This is a genomic window from Flavobacterium sp. GNP001 (assembly GCF_054343775.1).
Window position 1 is genome coordinate 652,430 of record NZ_JBTGUX010000001.1, and the last position, 16,329, is coordinate 668,758.

The 16,329-nt window shown below is 35.9% G+C and carries 16 protein-coding genes and 1 tRNA gene; 8 read left to right on the forward strand and 9 right to left on the reverse strand.

The features are described 5' to 3' along the window. Both ACXX8U_RS02745 and recF read right to left on the reverse strand, forming a co-directional pair. Window positions 1-693, reverse strand: coding sequence for a thioredoxin domain-containing protein (locus ACXX8U_RS02745; RefSeq protein ID WP_458564502.1), 693 nt, complete (start codon window positions 691-693; stop codon window positions 1-3). A gap of 71 nt (window positions 694-764) precedes the next feature. Continuing rightward, the gene (gene recF / locus ACXX8U_RS02750) at window positions 765-1,844 is read right to left on the reverse strand and encodes a DNA replication/repair protein RecF (RefSeq protein ID WP_458564503.1); all 1,080 of its coding nucleotides are present in this window, start codon (window positions 1,842-1,844) and stop codon (window positions 765-767) included. Window positions 1,845-2,080: 236 nt separating this feature from the next. Between recF and ACXX8U_RS02755 the strand changes: the two genes are divergently transcribed. From ACXX8U_RS02755 to ACXX8U_RS02780, 6 genes are all read left to right on the forward strand, one after another. Then, on the forward strand, window positions 2,081-2,857 hold the full coding sequence (locus ACXX8U_RS02755) for a tetratricopeptide repeat protein (RefSeq protein ID WP_458564504.1): 777 nt from the start codon (window positions 2,081-2,083) through the stop codon (window positions 2,855-2,857). A 128-nt stretch (window positions 2,858-2,985) separates the two neighbouring features. Beyond that, a complete protein-coding gene (ribH, locus tag ACXX8U_RS02760) occupies window positions 2,986-3,558 on the forward strand; it encodes a 6,7-dimethyl-8-ribityllumazine synthase (protein WP_458564505.1) in 573 nt (190 codons plus the stop codon). A gap of 162 nt (window positions 3,559-3,720) precedes the next feature. Continuing rightward, on the forward strand, window positions 3,721-5,562 hold the full coding sequence (gene mutL / locus ACXX8U_RS02765; RefSeq protein WP_458564506.1) for a DNA mismatch repair endonuclease MutL: 1,842 nt from the start codon (window positions 3,721-3,723) through the stop codon (window positions 5,560-5,562). Continuing rightward, a complete protein-coding gene (locus tag ACXX8U_RS02770; protein WP_458564507.1) occupies window positions 5,559-6,308 on the forward strand; it encodes a rhomboid family intramembrane serine protease in 750 nt (249 codons plus the stop codon). Before mutL ends, ACXX8U_RS02770 begins: the two co-directional genes overlap by 4 nt. Before the next feature lie 62 nt (window positions 6,309-6,370). Continuing rightward, complete coding sequence (locus ACXX8U_RS02775) at window positions 6,371-7,240, forward strand: rhomboid family intramembrane serine protease (protein ID WP_458564508.1); 870 nt, start codon at window positions 6,371-6,373, stop codon at window positions 7,238-7,240. 44 nt (window positions 7,241-7,284) lie between these two features. Then, window positions 7,285-8,331, forward strand: coding sequence for an endonuclease/exonuclease/phosphatase family protein (locus ACXX8U_RS02780; RefSeq protein WP_458564509.1), 1,047 nt, complete (start codon window positions 7,285-7,287; stop codon window positions 8,329-8,331). Window positions 8,332-8,337: 6 nt separating this feature from the next. On the opposite strand, the gene ACXX8U_RS02785 is transcribed toward ACXX8U_RS02780, so the two are convergent. From ACXX8U_RS02785 to ACXX8U_RS02810, 6 genes are all read right to left on the reverse strand, one after another. Then, entirely contained in the window at window positions 8,338-8,964 is a 627-nt protein-coding gene (locus tag ACXX8U_RS02785) for a WbqC family protein (protein WP_458564510.1), read from the reverse strand. A gap of 92 nt (window positions 8,965-9,056) precedes the next feature. Then, window positions 9,057-10,625 carry a signal peptidase I gene (gene lepB, locus ACXX8U_RS02790; RefSeq protein ID WP_458564511.1) on the reverse strand — a complete coding sequence of 523 codons (1,569 nt, stop codon included), beginning with the start codon at window positions 10,623-10,625 and terminating at the stop codon, window positions 9,057-9,059. Window positions 10,626-10,691: 66 nt separating this feature from the next. Further along, window positions 10,692-11,390 (reverse strand): 4-hydroxy-tetrahydrodipicolinate reductase, encoded by a 699-nt coding sequence (gene dapB / locus ACXX8U_RS02795; protein WP_458564512.1) that lies wholly within the window; start codon window positions 11,388-11,390, stop codon window positions 10,692-10,694. Between the two features lie 227 nt (window positions 11,391-11,617). Further along, window positions 11,618-12,178 (reverse strand): DUF5683 domain-containing protein, encoded by a 561-nt coding sequence (locus ACXX8U_RS02800; RefSeq protein ID WP_458564513.1) that lies wholly within the window; start codon window positions 12,176-12,178, stop codon window positions 11,618-11,620. Next, window positions 12,178-13,077 carry a ParB/RepB/Spo0J family partition protein gene (locus tag ACXX8U_RS02805; RefSeq protein WP_458564514.1) on the reverse strand — a complete coding sequence of 300 codons (900 nt, stop codon included), beginning with the start codon at window positions 13,075-13,077 and terminating at the stop codon, window positions 12,178-12,180. Before ACXX8U_RS02805 ends, ACXX8U_RS02800 begins: the two co-directional genes overlap by 1 nt. 4 nt (window positions 13,078-13,081) lie before the next feature. Next, window positions 13,082-13,849 carry a ParA family protein gene (locus ACXX8U_RS02810; RefSeq protein WP_166136650.1) on the reverse strand — a complete coding sequence of 256 codons (768 nt, stop codon included), beginning with the start codon at window positions 13,847-13,849 and terminating at the stop codon, window positions 13,082-13,084. 403 nt (window positions 13,850-14,252) lie between these two features. Between ACXX8U_RS02810 and ACXX8U_RS02815 the strand changes: the two genes are divergently transcribed. Both ACXX8U_RS02815 and trxB read left to right on the forward strand, forming a co-directional pair. Next, a tRNA-Pro gene (locus ACXX8U_RS02815) sits at window positions 14,253-14,327 on the forward strand. 125 nt (window positions 14,328-14,452) lie between these two features. Continuing rightward, complete coding sequence (trxB, locus tag ACXX8U_RS02820; protein WP_458564515.1) at window positions 14,453-15,400, forward strand: thioredoxin-disulfide reductase; 948 nt, start codon at window positions 14,453-14,455, stop codon at window positions 15,398-15,400. Between the two features lie 80 nt (window positions 15,401-15,480). On the opposite strand, the gene ACXX8U_RS02825 is transcribed toward trxB, so the two are convergent. Further along, a complete protein-coding gene (locus ACXX8U_RS02825; protein WP_458564516.1) occupies window positions 15,481-16,311 on the reverse strand; it encodes a GIN domain-containing protein in 831 nt (276 codons plus the stop codon). Window positions 16,312-16,329 lie beyond the last annotated feature (18 nt).

Here is a 16,329-nt window from a genome sequence, read left to right on the forward strand (position 1 = left end):
CTACTGTATTTGTTTTCTTAAATCTTCCTCACTCACAAAACCTGATTGTCTCCAAACTAAAGCTTGGTTGTCATACAATAATAAAGTAGGTAATTCGCTAATTTTAAGTTCGGTCATAAGTGTTTTGTTTGCATCGGCATCAAGTCTTATGATTGTTGTGGCTCCTTTTTCTTTTTGCATGGCCGTAACATAGGGTGCCATTTTTTTGCATGGCGCGCACCACTCTGCGTAAAAATTGATTAACACTTTTTGGTTAGATTGCAAAAGTTGCTTGTATTGCTCTTGGGTCATCCCCATTATTTTACCAGAAGGTTTTGATAATCCTGCGGCATCCCATTTTAAGATACCTCCTTGTAGTTCGTAAATAGTGGTAAATCCTAATTGCTCAAGTTTTTCAGCGGCACTTTCACTGCGGCCTCCGCTTTTGCAATACACAAAAACAGGTTTTGACTTGTCAAGTGTTGCTACTTTAGATGTAAAATCGGTTCCCATCCAGTTGATGTTTTTGGCATTGTCAAGGTGTTCTGTAGCGAATTCAGACGGTGTACGAACATCTATTAGCTGTGCATTTGGTGTTGTAGCTAATTTTTCTGAAAATTCTGTAGCGGCTAACTTTTTAGCGTTTTTAGAAGTTTGACCCGAACAAGAAATAAATGTGAAAACTAAAAGTAAAAGGAATGACTTGTAATTCATGGTTGCTATTTATTTAGGCTAAAATACGGATTTTCTCGATTATCTTACTGTGTGTAAGATTAAATCTAACGTTATAAATTAAAAATCGAATACGATTGCAAGGTCGATTTCACAATAGCCTCCGTGCGTTCCGGATGTGTATCTGAAATAAATAATTGGCCAAATGTATCGCTGTTGACCATTTCAATTATTTTTCCAACGCGAGTTTCATCTAACTTATCAAAAATATCATCAAATAGAAGCAGTGGTTTTACGCCACTTTGCTTTTTTAAAAATTCAAATTGAGCCAACTTTAAAGCAATCAAGTAGGATTTTTGCTGACCCTGTGATCCAAATTTTTTAATTGGATGCTCGTCAATACAAAATGATAAATCGTCTTTATGAATACCAACTGAGGTATACTGTAACGCGCGGTCTTTGCCAAGGTTTTCAGCTAAAAGTTGCAACAAATTTTTAGTTTCTAAATGGCTCTCGTATTTTAGTTGAACGGTTTCTTGTGATCCTGTTATGGCTTGATGGTGTTTGTTAAAAATAGGAACAAACTGTTCTATGAAAGCTTTCCTTTTTTCGAAAATGGAACTGCCGTACTGATCTAGCTGCTCATTATATATAGATAAGGTATCCGCATCAAAAACATGATTCAAAGCAAAATATTTCAACAAAGCATTGCGCTGACTGATTACTTTTTGATAATGAATTAATTGTTGCAAGTACTGCGCATCCAATTGAGAGATTACACTATCCATAAACTTGCGTCGGGTTTCACTGCCCTCAACAATTAAATCACGGTCTGCTGGAGAAATAATCACAAGCGGAATAAAACCGATATGATCCGAAAATTTGTCATAAGCCTTGCCATTGCGTTTTAAAACTTTTTTTTGACCTTTTTTTAAACTGCAAACAATTTGCTCGGTGCGATCGTTCTTCTCAAATTCGGCATCAATCACAAAAAAATCTTCACCATGCTTGATATTTTGCACCGCGAGCGGATTAAAATAACTCTTGCCATAAGCCAAATGGTAAATAGCATCTAATACATTGGTTTTGCCAATTCCGTTTTTACCCACAAAACAATTGATTTTATGGTCGAAACTAAAACTGACTTCAGAGAAATTTTTATAATTGAATAACGAAATCTTTTTTAAATACATGAGTGGTGCTTGTGCTGGTATTTTTTGCTTTCAAGAGTATTTTTGTGGCTTTGAAAACGGGTGCAAATTATCGAAAATTATCGATATAACTTTCTTTTTGTTGGTCTTTGAAGCGGAAATAATGCAAGGTTTTGAGGCTGTTTCAGTACATTCTAAATTTTTTTAATATAAAACCTATTTTTTTGTGTGGGTTTGAATAAAAATTTTATTTTTGCCACTCACTAAATTAAATTGAAATGGCAACTTACAATAAGAGAGGATATAAAGTACCAAAAGAAAAAGAAGTTAAGGAAGAAGCAGTAGAAGCAGTGGTTATTGATGATAAAGATAGTACAACTGCCGAAGTATTTTCTAAATTAGATGAGACTGCATCCAAAACGGAAGATTTTGTTGCTAAAAATCAGAAAGTTATTCTAGGATTTGTTGCTGCCGCAGCTATCGTAACTATTGGTTACTTGGCTTACCAACGATTTATTGCTGCTCCAAAAGAGGACGAAGCTGCTAACGAAATGTTTGTTGCACAACAAAATTTTCAAAAAGCTACCGATGGTGTAGCGAGCGACTCATTATACAAACTAGCTTTGAACGGATCTGAAGGAAAATTTGGATTTGTAAAATTAGCGGATGAGTATTCTGGTACAGCTGCCGGAAATTTAGCGAACTACTACGCTGGTATCGCTTACTTGAACACAGGAAAGTACACAGAGGCTATTGATTATTTAAACAAATTTTCATCAGATGATATCGTACTTTCAGCTTTGGCTAAAGGAGCAATTGGAGATGCTTATTCACAAAAGAACCAACAAAAAGAGGCTTTAGAGTATTATATCAAAGCAGCTGAAATGAATAAAAACGACTTTACAACACCACGCTTTTTGCTAAAAGCTGGTAAAGTAGCATTAGCTCTTGGTAACAAAGCGGATGCCTTGAAGTATTTTACAGATATTAAAGAGAACTACGAAGCAACTCCAGAAGCAGCATCTGTTGATGTATTGATCGGATTGTCTCAGTAAGTTTAACTTACTTTATATAGCGAAGGTTAGTGGTTACATTGGCTTTAAGATTTTTTTCTTAATCCTTGTAACTTCTAACCTTCTCTCGTATCTTTAACTTTTAAAATCATACAATAAAATTAACCTTTATGGCTACTGAAAATAAAAATTTATCTGATTACGACAAAAGTGCAATTCCTGATGCAAGTAATTTTCGATTCGGAATTGTGGTTGCAGAATGGAACGAAGTAATTACCGAAGGCCTGTTCAATGGCGCTTATCAGGCATTGATCGAAAATGAAGTTCCTCAGGCGAATATTGTGCGTTGGAATGTTCCTGGAAGTTTTGAACTTATTTATGGTTCGAAAAAAATGTTGCAAACTCAAAATGTTGATGCTGTTATCGCTATTGGTTGCGTAATTCAAGGTCAAACAAAACACTTTGATTTTGTTTGCGAAGGCGTTACTCAAGGTATCAAAGATTTGAATATTCAAACGGATATTCCGGTTATATTTTGTGTTTTAACCGACAATACTATGCAACAGTCTCTTGATAGAAGCGGTGGTGTACACGGAAACAAAGGTACCGAAGCAGCTATTGCAGCGATTAAAATGGCGTACATTCGTCAGCAAGCTAGTTTACAACACCAATTCAATCATCAGCCAAAATTAGGCGCTGCCGCTTTGCAACTTGAAGATGGAACGCTAAAACTAGAAGAATAAAATTATTTTATAAGTTCCCAGAAACCCATATTGTTGCAAAAACAGTATGGGTTTTTTGTTTTATTTAAGAGTGTAAAGTAGTCCTTTGCAGCTATAATTTCCTTAAATTTGTGCCTCTTGGTTTAAAAAAATAAACCACCAACTTTTAAATCTATTTTTTTAATGTCGAGTATTATTCAATTGCTTCCTGATCATGTTGCTAACCAGATTGCTGCCGGTGAAGTTGTTCAAAGACCAGCATCAGTAGTAAAGGAATTGCTGGAAAATGCGGTTGATGCGAAAGCCACTGATATCAAATTAATTATAAAAGATGCCGGTAAAGCGCTTGTGCAAGTTATTGATAACGGGCAAGGAATGAGTGTAACAGATGCGCGCTTATGTTTTGAGCGTCATGCTACTTCAAAAATCCGTTTGGCCGAAGATTTATTTTCGCTGCATACCAAAGGATTTCGCGGTGAGGCTTTAGCTTCAATTGCTGCAATTGCACACGTAGAGCTGAAAACCAAACAAGATCAAGAGGAGTTAGGACATCATATTATAATTGAAGGCAGTAAATTTGTTTCGCAAGAAATGGCGGTGCTTCCAAAAGGGACCTCGTTTGCTATCAAAAACTTATTTTTTAATATTCCGGCGCGCCGAAATTTCTTAAAATCGGATGTGGTCGAATTTCGTCATGTTGTTGATGAATTTCAGCGCGTAGCATTGGCACACCCATCTATTTATTTTACTTTTTACCACAACGGTAGCGAGATGTTTAATTTGCCTCCAGCGAGTTTTAGGCAACGTATTGTTGGTATTTTTTCCGGAAAAACAAACGAGAAATTGGTTCCGGTACAGGAAGAAACAGATATCGTTACCATTCAAGGTTTTGTGAGCAAACCCGAATTTGCAAAAAAAAGCAGAGGAGAACAATTTTTCTTCGTGAACGATCGCTACATCAAAAGCGGTTATTTGCATCATGCAGTCATGTCTGCGTACGACGGAATTTTAAAAGACGGTGCTCAACCTAGTTATTTTTTATACTTACAAGTGCCACCGAATACAATAGATATCAATATTCATCCTACCAAAACCGAAATCAAGTTTGATGATGAACATGCTTTGTATGCTATTTTGAGAGCTGCTATTAAACACAGTTTGGGTCAGTTTAATGTTGCTCCAGTTTTAGATTTTGATAGAGATGCCAATTTAGATACGCCTTATCATTACAAGGATTTGACTGGCGAAACACCAACCATTCAGGTGGATGGAAATTTTAATCCTTTTGCAGAACAAAAACCAAAAGCGTCTTTTTCTTCGTATAAAAAAACAGAACCTACCGCTAGTTGGGAAAGCTTGTATGTAGGTCTTAAGCAAGATACTTTTGAAGTTGGGCAGATGAATTTTGAAAATGAAGAGGTAACATCGTCCTTGTTTGGCGATGATGAGGTGGAGCAAGCCGTTCATAAAACGTATCAAATTCATAAAAAATACATTGTCTCGTCCATAAAATCCGGAATGGTGATTGTAGATCAGCAGCGTGCGCACCAAAGAGTTCTATACGAACAATTTTTGGTTAACATGACAGTAAATCAAGCGGCTAGTCAGCAATTGCTTTTTCCTCTCAATTTATTTTATTCGACAACTGAGATGGAGTTAATCAAAGAGTTGCAACAAGCATTGGTTCATACAGGTTTTGTATTTGATGACAATGCTACTGATCATATTGTCATTTCAGGGATTCCTGTTAATGTGACTGAGAGTGAGGTTTCGTTGGTTTTAGAGCAATTGTTAAGTGATTTACAAGACGGAATTCCAGATAGTAGTTTCAGTCAAAATGATACTATTGCCAAGTCTATGGCCAAAAGTCTAGCCGTTAAAACAGGCACGCATCTCTCTGAAAAAGAGCAAGAAAATTTAGTAAACGGCTTGTTTGCTTGTAAGGAGCCTAATGTTTCACCATTTCAAAAACCGACCTTTATCACCATGCGTGTTGAGGATCTTGATAAAAAATTTGCAGTATGAGAAATATGACCGAAACCGTAAAGCAACTAATTATTATTAATTTTTTATTTTTTGCAGGAACGTATCTACTTGGCGAGCCTGTGTATAAAATATTGTCTTTATATTTTCCTGAAAACACCCATTTTAAAGCGTGGCAACCACTTTCTCACATGTTTATGCATGGTGGTTTTATGCATATTTTTTTCAATATGTTTGCGTTGTATTCTTTTGGATGCACACTTGAACAACGATGGGGCAGTGGCAAGTTTTTATTTTTTTACATTTCTTGTGGTTTAGGTGCTGCTTTGTTGCATACAGGAGTGAATTATTATTTCTTCCAATCGGGGATTGATGCTTTGGCTTCGAATGGTTTTACAAAAGCAGAGGTGCTGCAATTGTTGCAGCAAGGTCAGGTTAATTCAAAATGGGAAGAGGTAATGTCACCAACTGCTTTCTATAATTTTGTTTCGGCTTATGGCGGTACTGCCGTTGGTGCATCGGGTGCTATTTATGGGGTTATGGTGGCTTTTGCTTTTATGTTTCCAAATGTAGAAATGTTTATGATGTTTGTGCCAATTCCTGTTAAAGCCAAGTATTTTGTTCCCGCAGTTTTACTTTTGGATTTGTATTCAGGAATAGTTGGCAAATCAGTGCTTGGCGGCGGAAGTGGCATCGGACATTTTGCACATTTAGGCGGAGCGCTTGTTGGTTTTTTTATGATGTGGTATTGGAAAAAAAATCAATTCAATAAAAATCGTTGGAACTAACTTTTCATTTTGCTTGAAATTAATTATTTTTAAATGCCGATTTATTTAATAGCTGAAATCGTATGGGGATTATTGATGATTTAAAATTACAATACAAAATGGGTGGCATCGTGATCCGACTCATTTTTTGGAATATCGCTTGTTTTGTTTTGCCTTGGCTTTTGTTCTCAATACTTTCTTTGGCTGGAGTACAAATTGATTATTTGCATTATGTAAGCTTGTCTTCGGATGCTTCTGATTTGCTTTGGAAGCCGTGGTCATTGCTTACCTATGCTTTCTTCCATAATGATTTTATGCACATTTTGTTTAATTTATTGGTGCTTAACTTTTCAGGACGATTATTTTTAACCTATTTCACAGGCAAACAATTATTTGGTTTGTACGTTCTCAGTGCCATTTTTGCTGGTTTGGTGTACTGCTTGGTGTTTTATTTATTGGGTGTGAGTATGCCTATCATTGGCGCTTCAGCCGCTATCATGGCTATTTTAGTAGCAGTAACTACTTATAATCCTTTGATGGATTTGCGATTATTAATCATTGGTAACGTAAAATTATGGCATATTACTGCTGTAATTTTAATTATGGATTTGATGCAATTGCGCTCTGCCAACATGGGCGGCCATTTGTCGCATTTAGGCGGAGCATTGTTTGGTTATATCTTTATAAAGTGCTTACAAAATGGTACTGATTTATCAAAAGGTGTTACTCAATTAATAAACTTTTTTGTAAATGGATTGAAGAGAAAACAAGGAACACCATTCAAGGCGGTTCATAAAACATATCAAAAACCTGTGGCAAACACAAGTTCACGAATTGTAATAAAAGATGAATCTCAGCAACAAATTGATGCTATTTTAGACAAAATTAGTCAATCAGGTTATGATAGTTTATCTAAAGAAGAAAAAGAATTTTTGTTTAAAGTAGGGAAGTAGTTCATTAATGTGCAAAGCACAAATAATGGTTTAAATTAGTTGGCATGAAAAATCTTTCTTGGTTTAATAAAGGAATGTTCTTGTTGAATATCCTGTTAACTCTAGTTACATTTATCGCGTATTTGTTGCCTTTTTTGGCTCCAAAATCGTTCCCGATACTTTCGGTACTCACGCTTTTTATGCCCTTATTTTTTATTTTTAATGCTTTGTTTTTTGTTTATTGGACGCTTCAATTTAAAAAACAATTGGTGGTATCGGGTTTGGTTTTGTTAATCGGAATCACTTTTATCAATAAATTTTACAAGTTTTCGCATCCAAATTTTCCAGTTGAAGAGAAAGATTTTACAGTAATGAGTTACAATGTGCGCTTGCTCAACGTTTTCAAGTGGATTGATCGCGATGATGTGCCAGCAGATATTCTTTCATTTGTCAACGAAAAAAATCCAGATATTCTGTGTATTCAAGAATATTCTGCTAGTGCCGGAATCGATTTAAAAGTGTATCCGCACCGCTACATTCATACCTCAGGTGACCAAATCAAATCTGGTCAAGCTATTTTTTCTAAATTCCCTATTATTGATCGCGGTCATATCGTTTTTCCAAACTCTAGTAATAATGTAATCTATGCTGATATCAAGCGAGGAAAAGATATTATTAGAGTATATAACATGCACTTACAATCGATCAAAATTTCGCCTGACGTAAATGAAATTGATGAAAATATTGATGCCATCAACCAAAGCAAATCGCAAAAGCTGTTCTTTAGAATAAGCAAAGCTTTTAAACAACAACAGCAACAAGCGGCTTTATTTAGCGAGCATAAAGCGCAATGCACCTATCCAATCATCATTTGTGGTGATATGAATAATAGTGCATTTTCGTACGTGTATCGCAATATTAAGGGTAAAATGAAAGACAGTTTTGAAGAAGCAGGTAAAGGTTTCGGCGAAACTTATAAATTCAGATACTATCCAGCGCGTATTGATTATATTTTTGCCGATGAAAAAATGAAAGTGAAAGACTTCGAGAGTTTTCCAAAATTCATCAATTCTGACCATTTTCCAATTATGGCACGCCTTTCCTACGAATAAAATTTTTTACAAATGCAGTAGCGGTTGTTTTTTAAGATAATCCAACGCAAATTTCCCTTCGTTAAAAAGTAAATCTAAAGTACTTAAGTTGTTTAAGAATCCAAACTTATCATCAAATACTTGTGTGTAAGGTTCAAAAATGGATGTGTCTTTTTTTCCGTTTGCCAAATGTCTAAAATCAATAGTTTGACCGTCAGTAATTTCAGGTGAATACACTGTTGTTTTGGTATAATCGAGCTTCAATCGCAGGCATTTCAAAACGATTTCTAGCGCTTCAAAATTTAAGTCTAATAAAAACTCGTGCTGTTTTTCAAACAAAGGTCTGATATCGTCTTCAAAAAATTCAAAGAACGGTGAGCTTCTATAGGCCGCTTCTAGTGATTTAAAGTGCTGTTTTTGCCATCCAAATTCAGTTTCAATGCGAATGTCTTTTGTTTTTTGACGATTCTCTTTCGAATGTTTAATAGGGATATTTAAAAGCTGAATTCCGTTTGGACTGTAAATATAGGTACGGTTACGGCTGGTTTGTTTTTGGAAATTATCTTCTACTTCAAAGCTTACTTGATCCGCTTGTGCAATAGCAGCAAATTGACTGATGGATGGGAAGTAGGTAGGGTGTAAAATAATATTCATGATCGTTTGAAATAAAATGAGTAATAAAAAACAAAAATTCATAAAGGAAATCTACTGCTTTCCTTTATGAATTTTATTAGAGTATTTGAGTTTTAAACTTTTGAAGCTTTTCTCTTTTTCCAGAAATAATCTCCAACGAAAAATACGACTAATCCAATCAAAAATAATTGTAGGTACGATTGTGGTTGTCCTTCACCACTTACGGTGGTAAACACGCGTTCCCAACGAATTTTATTCAAGCCTTTTCCGTTTGGATCAATGCTCAACCAAATAAAAATTGGTTTCCCTACAATGTGATTTTCAGGTACAAAACCCCAATAACGGCTATCTTCAGAGTTGTGGCGGTTGTCACCCATCATCCAATAGTAATTTTGTTTAAAAGTGTAAGTAGTAGCTACTTTTCCGTTGATGCGGATTTCATCTCCTGTAACTTTTAAGTCATTTTGTTCGTAATCGCTAATGATAGTTTTGTAAAAAGGCAAAGTAGTGCTGTTCAAAGCTACCGTTTTACCTGCTTCAGGAATGTAAATTGGACCGTAGTTATCACTATTCCACTTTTGTACATGAGGGAAAACACCTTTTCCAAAGTTAGCCTGATCAACATCTCTAGCAATTTGTCTAACTACTGCTGTTACGCCAGGAGTATTTTTTAAAACCTCTGCTGATGCTTCGGTCAGAGCGCTCATGAAAATAGTATCTTTCGTTGTTTCATTGGTATAAAAAGCGCGATCAGTAATATCAAGCTCTTTAAAAAGATATTCTAAATCAATAGGCGTTTTACCATCAAGAGCAACTTTGTATGAAAATTGCGGTTTTGCGCGTTCTGGCAACGTTAATAATTTGCCATCAATATAAACGTAACCGTCTTCAATCGACAACGAATCACCAGGAATACCAACACATCTTTTTACATAATTCGATTTTTTGTCAATAGGTTTGTCGGCTCTTCTTTTTGACGTATCAAAAAATCGATAAACCGTATCAACAGGCCAGTTGAAAACCACAATGTCAGTACGATCTATTTTTTGAGTGCCAGGCATGCGCATATAAGGCAACTGAGGCCATTTCAAATACGATTTTTTGTGCGTTAAGGGGATAGAATCATGTACCATAGGCAAAGCAACAGTGGTCATAGGCACTCTTGCGCCATAATTTACCTTACTAACAAACAAAAAGTCACCAACCAATAATGATTTTTCAAGTGATGATGTCGGAATTGTGTAAGGTTGAATAAAATACGTATGTACGATTGTTGCAACCACAATAGCGAATAATAAAGAACTAATTGTATCAGCAGCTTTCGTTTGCGGTGTCAAATTTCTATCCGCTATGTACGTCAATTTTTGAGTGTAATTGATGTAGTAGATGTACAATCCTAAAGTTACAATTCCTAAAAAGGTATCTAAAGAACTTCTTTTTCCAAAACTGCGCAAGGTTTCAACCCAAATTACGGGAAACAAAATTAAATTGATAATTGGGATAAAAAGCAATACGGTCCACCAAGTTGGTCGACCAATTATTTTCATTAAAACAATGGCATTGTACACAGGAATTGCTGCTTCCCAGCTTTTGCGCCCAGCAGCAACATACAATTTCCAGGTCCCTAAAAAGTGGATCAGTTGTACTATCAAGAAAAAAACGAACCATTGATATGCTGTCATGATATAATTATTTTAGTAAAAGAGCTGTATTTTATAATGCTACTCTAATTAAAGTTATTTGATTGATTATAGTTCTAGAACATCGCGCATGGTAAATATTCCTGTTTTACCTACGATCCATTCAGCGGCAATAACTGCGCCTAAAGCAAAACCTTCACGATTGTGTGCCGTATGTTTTATTTCGATAGCGTCAACAGTCGAGTCGTAGGTTACCGTGTGTGTCCCAGGAACTGTTCCTATTCGTTTGGCCTCAATGTGGATTTCATTTGCCGTAGCATTTTCCAATGTCCAATTGTTGTAATTACTGTTTTCAATGATGCCTTTGGCTAATGAAATGGCAGTACCACTCGGGGCATCTAATTTTTGAGTATGGTGAATTTCTTCCATGCTCACATCATAGCTATTAAATTTGGACATCATTTTAGCTAGGTATTCATTTAACTCAAAAAAGATATTTACTCCTAAACTGAAATTAGAGCTCGATATAAAAGCACCTTTTTTCTCTGAACAAAGTGCAGCAACAGTTTCGTATTGGTCTAACCAGCCTGTTGTACCTGAGATAACAGGTACATTAGCATGAAAACAACTACTGATATTGTTGGCTGCAGCGCTTGGTACACTAAAATCAATTGCTACATCAGCTTGTTCTAGTCCATCAAAGCTATTATTTTGATCTTTTTTTAAAACGATTTCATGACCCCTTTCAAGAGCAATTCGCTCAATTACTTGACCCATTTTTCCGTATCCTAAAAGCGCAATTTTCATTTTTTATTTTTTAAATTTTTTATAGTAGAATCCAATTAGTACCAAGCTAATCAACGCTCCCAAGAAAAACCCTGAGAAAAAATCATTCATTTTCATCGGTTCAAAAAAACTGATTTGAGAATAATTTGCTATTGTTATCAATAGCAAAGCGGTTAGTATCAGTAGGTATTGGTTGTGACTTATTTTTTCGAGCAATGCCATAGCGATGTATGTTAAGTTCTTTACTTTTAAAAACGGTAATTGAACGTTAGTCCTACATTGGTGCGCATTGTTACATCATTTGGATAAAGAACTGGTTTTAACGATAAGTTTTCATCAACATTAAATTGTAATAAAGCCGCGTCAACATTGGCATCAATTATATTTAAGGCATAAAAAGCTGCAATAAATAAAGCAGATAAATCGCGGTTACGTTGGTAAAATTTCTGACCAGTAATTAAACGGTTGTTATCTAAAAATGCTAAATCTTCGGTTACTACGCCTTCCAATCGTGCTTTGTAAGCAGTGCGATACTGACGGTACCTTTTGTTGCTGTCAACATAAAAGTAAACACTAGTTCCAATAGCCCCATAGACTAGCGGAATTTTCCAGTATTTTTTGTTGTAGGCTTGCCCTAAACCAGGCAAAACAGCCGAATAAAAGGCTGCTTTGGCGGGGGTTAACGGGTCGATATTGTTGGATTGTACTGAATCTTTTGCAACTAAAATGGTAGCGTTTTCATCTTGGGCAAAAATAGAAACGCTCGTTAGCAAAAACAGAAACAATACAAGGATTGACGATTTAAACACTAGGTTTTAATTAGTTTAATAATTCTATTAAAATCTTCCTCAGAGTGAAAAGGAATGGTAATTTTTCCTTTACCGTTACCAGCTACTTTAACGTCTACTTTCGTTCCAAAATAGGAGGCAAAATCATTTTTATGATCTTCGGCAATTTCAAATGAAGCTGCTTTTGGTTTACCTACTGCTTTTGGTTTCAAACTTTCTTGGTAGTTTTTTACCAAAGTTTCCGTTTCACGTACCGATAAATTTTGACTAACGATTTTTTGGTAAATATCAGCTTGTGCATCTTGGTCCTCAATATTAATGATCGCACGACCATGTCCCATGCTTATAAAACCATCACGTATTCCGGTTTGAATAATCGGATCTAATTTTAACAAGCGCAAATAGTTGGCAATTGTAGATCTTTTTTTACCCACACGCTCGCTCATTTGCTCTTGTGTCAACTGAATTTCATCCATCAAACGTTGGTACGAAAGTGCAATTTCAATAGGGTCAAGGTCATGGCGTTGAATGTTTTCTACCAATGCCATTACCAGCGACTCGTTATCGTTAGCAATTCGAATGTAAGCAGGTACGGTAGTTAAGCCTACAAGGGTAGAGGCACGCAAACGACGTTCCCCTGATATTAATTGAAATTTATTGAAATCTAATTTGCGTACAGTAATAGGTTGAATAACGCCGAGTTCCTTGATCGAAGTAGCTAATTCGCGTAATGATTCCTCATTAAAATTACTTCTAGGCTGGAACGGGTTAATTTCAATTGCTGCAATTTCAAGCTCAATAATATTACCTACAACCTTATCGGCATTTTTATCATCAACGGATTTGATATCGTTTTCAGGATCTTTTAACAATGCTGATAATCCTCTTCCTAAGGCTTGTTTTTTAATTGCTTGTGCCATAAAATTATTTACTGTTTTTCTTTATTATCTCTTGTGCAAGGTGCAAGTAATTTACAGCTCCTTTACTTGTAGCATCATAGTTGATAATGCTTTCACCAAAACTTGGTGCTTCGCTTAGTTTTACATTTCGTTGAATGATGGTTTCAAAAACCATATCGTTAAAGTGTTTTTGAACTTCTTCAACAACTTGGTTAGACAAACGCAAGCGCGAGTCAAACATGGTCAATAATAATCCTTCAATGTCTAAGTTCGGATTGTGAATTTTTTGGATACTTTTAATAGTATTCAATAATTTTCCCAAACCTTCTAAGGCAAAGTATTCACACTGAATAGGAATAACTACTGAATCTGCCGCTGTCAAAGCATTCAAAGTTAATAACCCTAACGATGGTGCGCAGTCTATAATAATATAATCGTACTCTTCACGCACACTTTCGAGCGCTTTTTTAAGCATGTATTCGCGATTTTCCTTGTCAACCAACTCAATTTCTATCGCAACAAGGTCAATATGTGCAGGAATAACATCCACATTGGGAGCCGAACAGGTAACAACAGCCTCTTTGGGAGTGTGACTGTGCTCCAATATTTGATACGTACCGATCTCAACTGATTCTACATCAATACCCAATCCTGACGAAGCATTGGCCTGCGGATCAGCATCTATTAGTAATACTTTTTTTTCTAAAACGCCTAATGAAGCAGCAAGATTGACCGATGTAGTAGTCTTTCCAACGCCTCCTTTTTGATTAGCAATCGCGATGATTTTGCCCATTTATTTTTCTGAATTTTGAACCGTAAAAATACAATTTTTTATGGTTCATGAAAATCTATTTTGTTAACAATCGATTAACCACGATTTCAAAGTAGCACAGCAACTGTTATATTTTGTCTTTACTTTTTTTATTTTAAAGCCATTCCAGCTGTGCACTTCAAGGTTTTGCAGTCGTATTTACTTTTTTTAAGTCCCAAAAGGAGCTTCCTTTGGTCGCTCTTTTAGGTCTAAAAAAGTAGCATACAACCTGCGCAACGCTTTTCGCTGTCATCTGGGCTAGGGAAGGCCTGCCCGATTCAGAAGTAATCAGGCTTAGCTAAAATATTATTAAAAAATATTTCTAGTCGATATTAAATAAAATACTTGCGCAAGCCAAAAAGAGTTGTATATTTGCACCCGCTTTCGGGGTGTAGCGTAGCTCGGTTATCGCGCCTGCTTTGGGAGCAGGAGGCCGCAGGTTCGAATCCTGCCACCCCGACTTAATCCTTCTTGTTCATTCAAGAAGGATTTTTTTATTGCCAAATAATTAAAACTGATGTAGTACATTATCGCGCACTACAATAAAAGCTTATTTTTGTACCAGAAAATTTTAATAATCAAATCATGTCAGATACAATCGAAAAAATAAAATGCCTTATTATAGGATCAGGACCAGCAGGTTACACAGCAGCTATTTATGCTGCTAGAGCTAATATGAATCCGGTATTGTACCAAGGAATGCAGCCTGGTGGACAATTGACCACTACAAACGAAGTAGAAAACTGGCCAGGAAATCCAGAAGGAATTACAGGACCAGAGATGATGGTGGGTTTGCAAGCGCAAGCGCAACGTTTTGGTACAGACGTGAGAGATGGTTGGGCAACCAAAGTTGATTTTTCAGGACCAATACATAAAGTTTGGATCAACGATACTAAAGAATTACACTGTGAAACCGTAATCATTTCAACAGGAGCATCTGCTAAATATTTAGGTTTGCCTTCAGAGCAACATTACTTACAAATGGGTGGTGGTGTTTCTGCATGTGCTGTTTGTGATGGTTTTTTCTATCGAAATCAGGAGGTTGTAATTGTGGGTGCAGGAGATTCTGCTTGCGAAGAAGCGCATTATTTATCTAAACTTTGTAAAAAAGTAACCATGCTAGTTCGTAGCGAAAAATTTAGAGCCTCTAAAATTATGGAAGCTCGCGTTCGCAAAACGGAAAATATTGAAATTTTACTAAACCATGATACTGTTGAAGTATTAGGTGATGGTCAAGTGGTAGAGGCTATCAAGGTTTTAAATAAATCTACTAACGAAACCTACGATATTCCAGCAACTGGATTTTTTGTAGCCATTGGTCACAAGCCAAATACAGATATCTTTAAGGAATATATCACTTTAGACGAAACGGGCTACATTGTGAACACTCCAGGAAGTTCTAAAACTAATGTGGAAGGTGTTTTTGTGGCTGGTGACGCTGCTGATCATGTTTACCGTCAGGCAATTACTGCTGCTGGAACAGGATGTATGGCTGCGCTAGACGCAGAGAGATATTTGGCTGCACAAGAGTAAGAGATTTAAATTAAAATATAAAAGTCCCATTTGCTAAAGCGAATGGGACTTTTTTGTAAAACTGCGATTTAGTGCCGAATTTATTTTAGTTTTTTAATTAATCTGGCTTCATCACTAAATTGATTTAATTCAATTTTTGGATTACCAATAAGTTGTACTTCAGCTTTTGTTGAAGCAGAAATTGTTATTGTGCTGCTAGCATTTACGGCACTTGTTGTGTAACCCTCAGCAACTAAAGTTACATTTTTCATCGTAAGTTTATTGGCTGTCAATGTAGCATTGTTGTCCAATCGAATAGTTGCTGTAGTTGCGTCTCCTTCAATTTTTGCTTCTGATTTTTGGTACTGATCAATTTGTAAATCTGTTGCATTTATTAATGCTTTGACAGTTGCATTTTTACTTAATTCCAAACGACATTTTTCGGTTTTAATATTTAGTTCAGCCTTAACCTTGTCATTGGCTTTGTATTCAAAATTAGTAGCATTAATGTTCATGAAGAGCGCAGCATTATCTGTAGCTTCCAAGTTCATGGAAGGCAACAATAATTCTTGTATGGCAGTAACTTTTGTTTCGCCTTTAGCCATAATTTGTCTCAAGGCCGCAGTGTAGGTTATTCGGACCAATAGTTTTTTATACGAAGTAGCATTTTTGGTGGAATAAATGCGCAAGGTCCCGTCGCGTTCTTCTACTTTAATTCCATCTTGTAAATTTTCATCAGCTTCAATTTTTAAATCTGCTTTTTCGCCACGTTCTAAGTTGATTTCTAAGTTGTCCTCAATTTCTAAACGTTCAAAATCAGCGATAGATCTGTTTTCGACAGTGACTATTTTATTGCCTTTTATTTTTTCTTTTTTTTGAGCAGTTGCAATTGTAAAGCAAAGCAGTAAAAGTAGGGCGGCATATTTTTTCATAGCATAAACGAATTAGGT

Bases quoted from the DNA above. Each gene is read 5' to 3' on its own strand.
- ACXX8U_RS02810 (WP_166136650.1), bottom strand. From the start codon at position 13,849: ATGGGCAAAATCATCGCGATTGCTAATCAAAAAGGAGGCGTTGGAAAG.
- ACXX8U_RS02770 (WP_458564507.1), top strand. From the start codon at position 5,559: ATGAGAAATATGACCGAAACCGTAAAGCAACTAATTATTATTAATTTT.
- ACXX8U_RS02825 (WP_458564516.1), bottom strand. From the start codon at position 16,311: ATGAAAAAATATGCCGCCCTACTTTTACTGCTTTGCTTTACAATTGCA.
- ACXX8U_RS02805 (WP_458564514.1), bottom strand. From the start codon at position 13,077: ATGGCACAAGCAATTAAAAAACAAGCCTTAGGAAGAGGATTATCAGCA.
- trxB (WP_458564515.1), top strand. From the start codon at position 14,453: ATGTCAGATACAATCGAAAAAATAAAATGCCTTATTATAGGATCAGGA.
- ACXX8U_RS02780 (WP_458564509.1), top strand. From the start codon at position 7,285: ATGAAAAATCTTTCTTGGTTTAATAAAGGAATGTTCTTGTTGAATATC.
- ACXX8U_RS02745 (WP_458564502.1), bottom strand. From the start codon at position 693: ATGAATTACAAGTCATTCCTTTTACTTTTAGTTTTCACATTTATTTCT.
- ACXX8U_RS02785 (WP_458564510.1), bottom strand. From the start codon at position 8,964: ATGAATATTATTTTACACCCTACCTACTTCCCATCCATCAGTCAATTT.
- ACXX8U_RS02755 (WP_458564504.1), top strand. From the start codon at position 2,081: ATGGCAACTTACAATAAGAGAGGATATAAAGTACCAAAAGAAAAAGAA.
- recF (WP_458564503.1), bottom strand. From the start codon at position 1,844: ATGTATTTAAAAAAGATTTCGTTATTCAATTATAAAAATTTCTCTGAA.
- ribH (WP_458564505.1), top strand. From the start codon at position 2,986: ATGGCTACTGAAAATAAAAATTTATCTGATTACGACAAAAGTGCAATT.
- mutL (WP_458564506.1), top strand. From the start codon at position 3,721: ATGTCGAGTATTATTCAATTGCTTCCTGATCATGTTGCTAACCAGATT.
- ACXX8U_RS02775 (WP_458564508.1), top strand. From the start codon at position 6,371: ATGGGGATTATTGATGATTTAAAATTACAATACAAAATGGGTGGCATC.
- lepB (WP_458564511.1), bottom strand. From the start codon at position 10,625: ATGACAGCATATCAATGGTTCGTTTTTTTCTTGATAGTACAACTGATC.
- dapB (WP_458564512.1), bottom strand. From the start codon at position 11,390: ATGAAAATTGCGCTTTTAGGATACGGAAAAATGGGTCAAGTAATTGAG.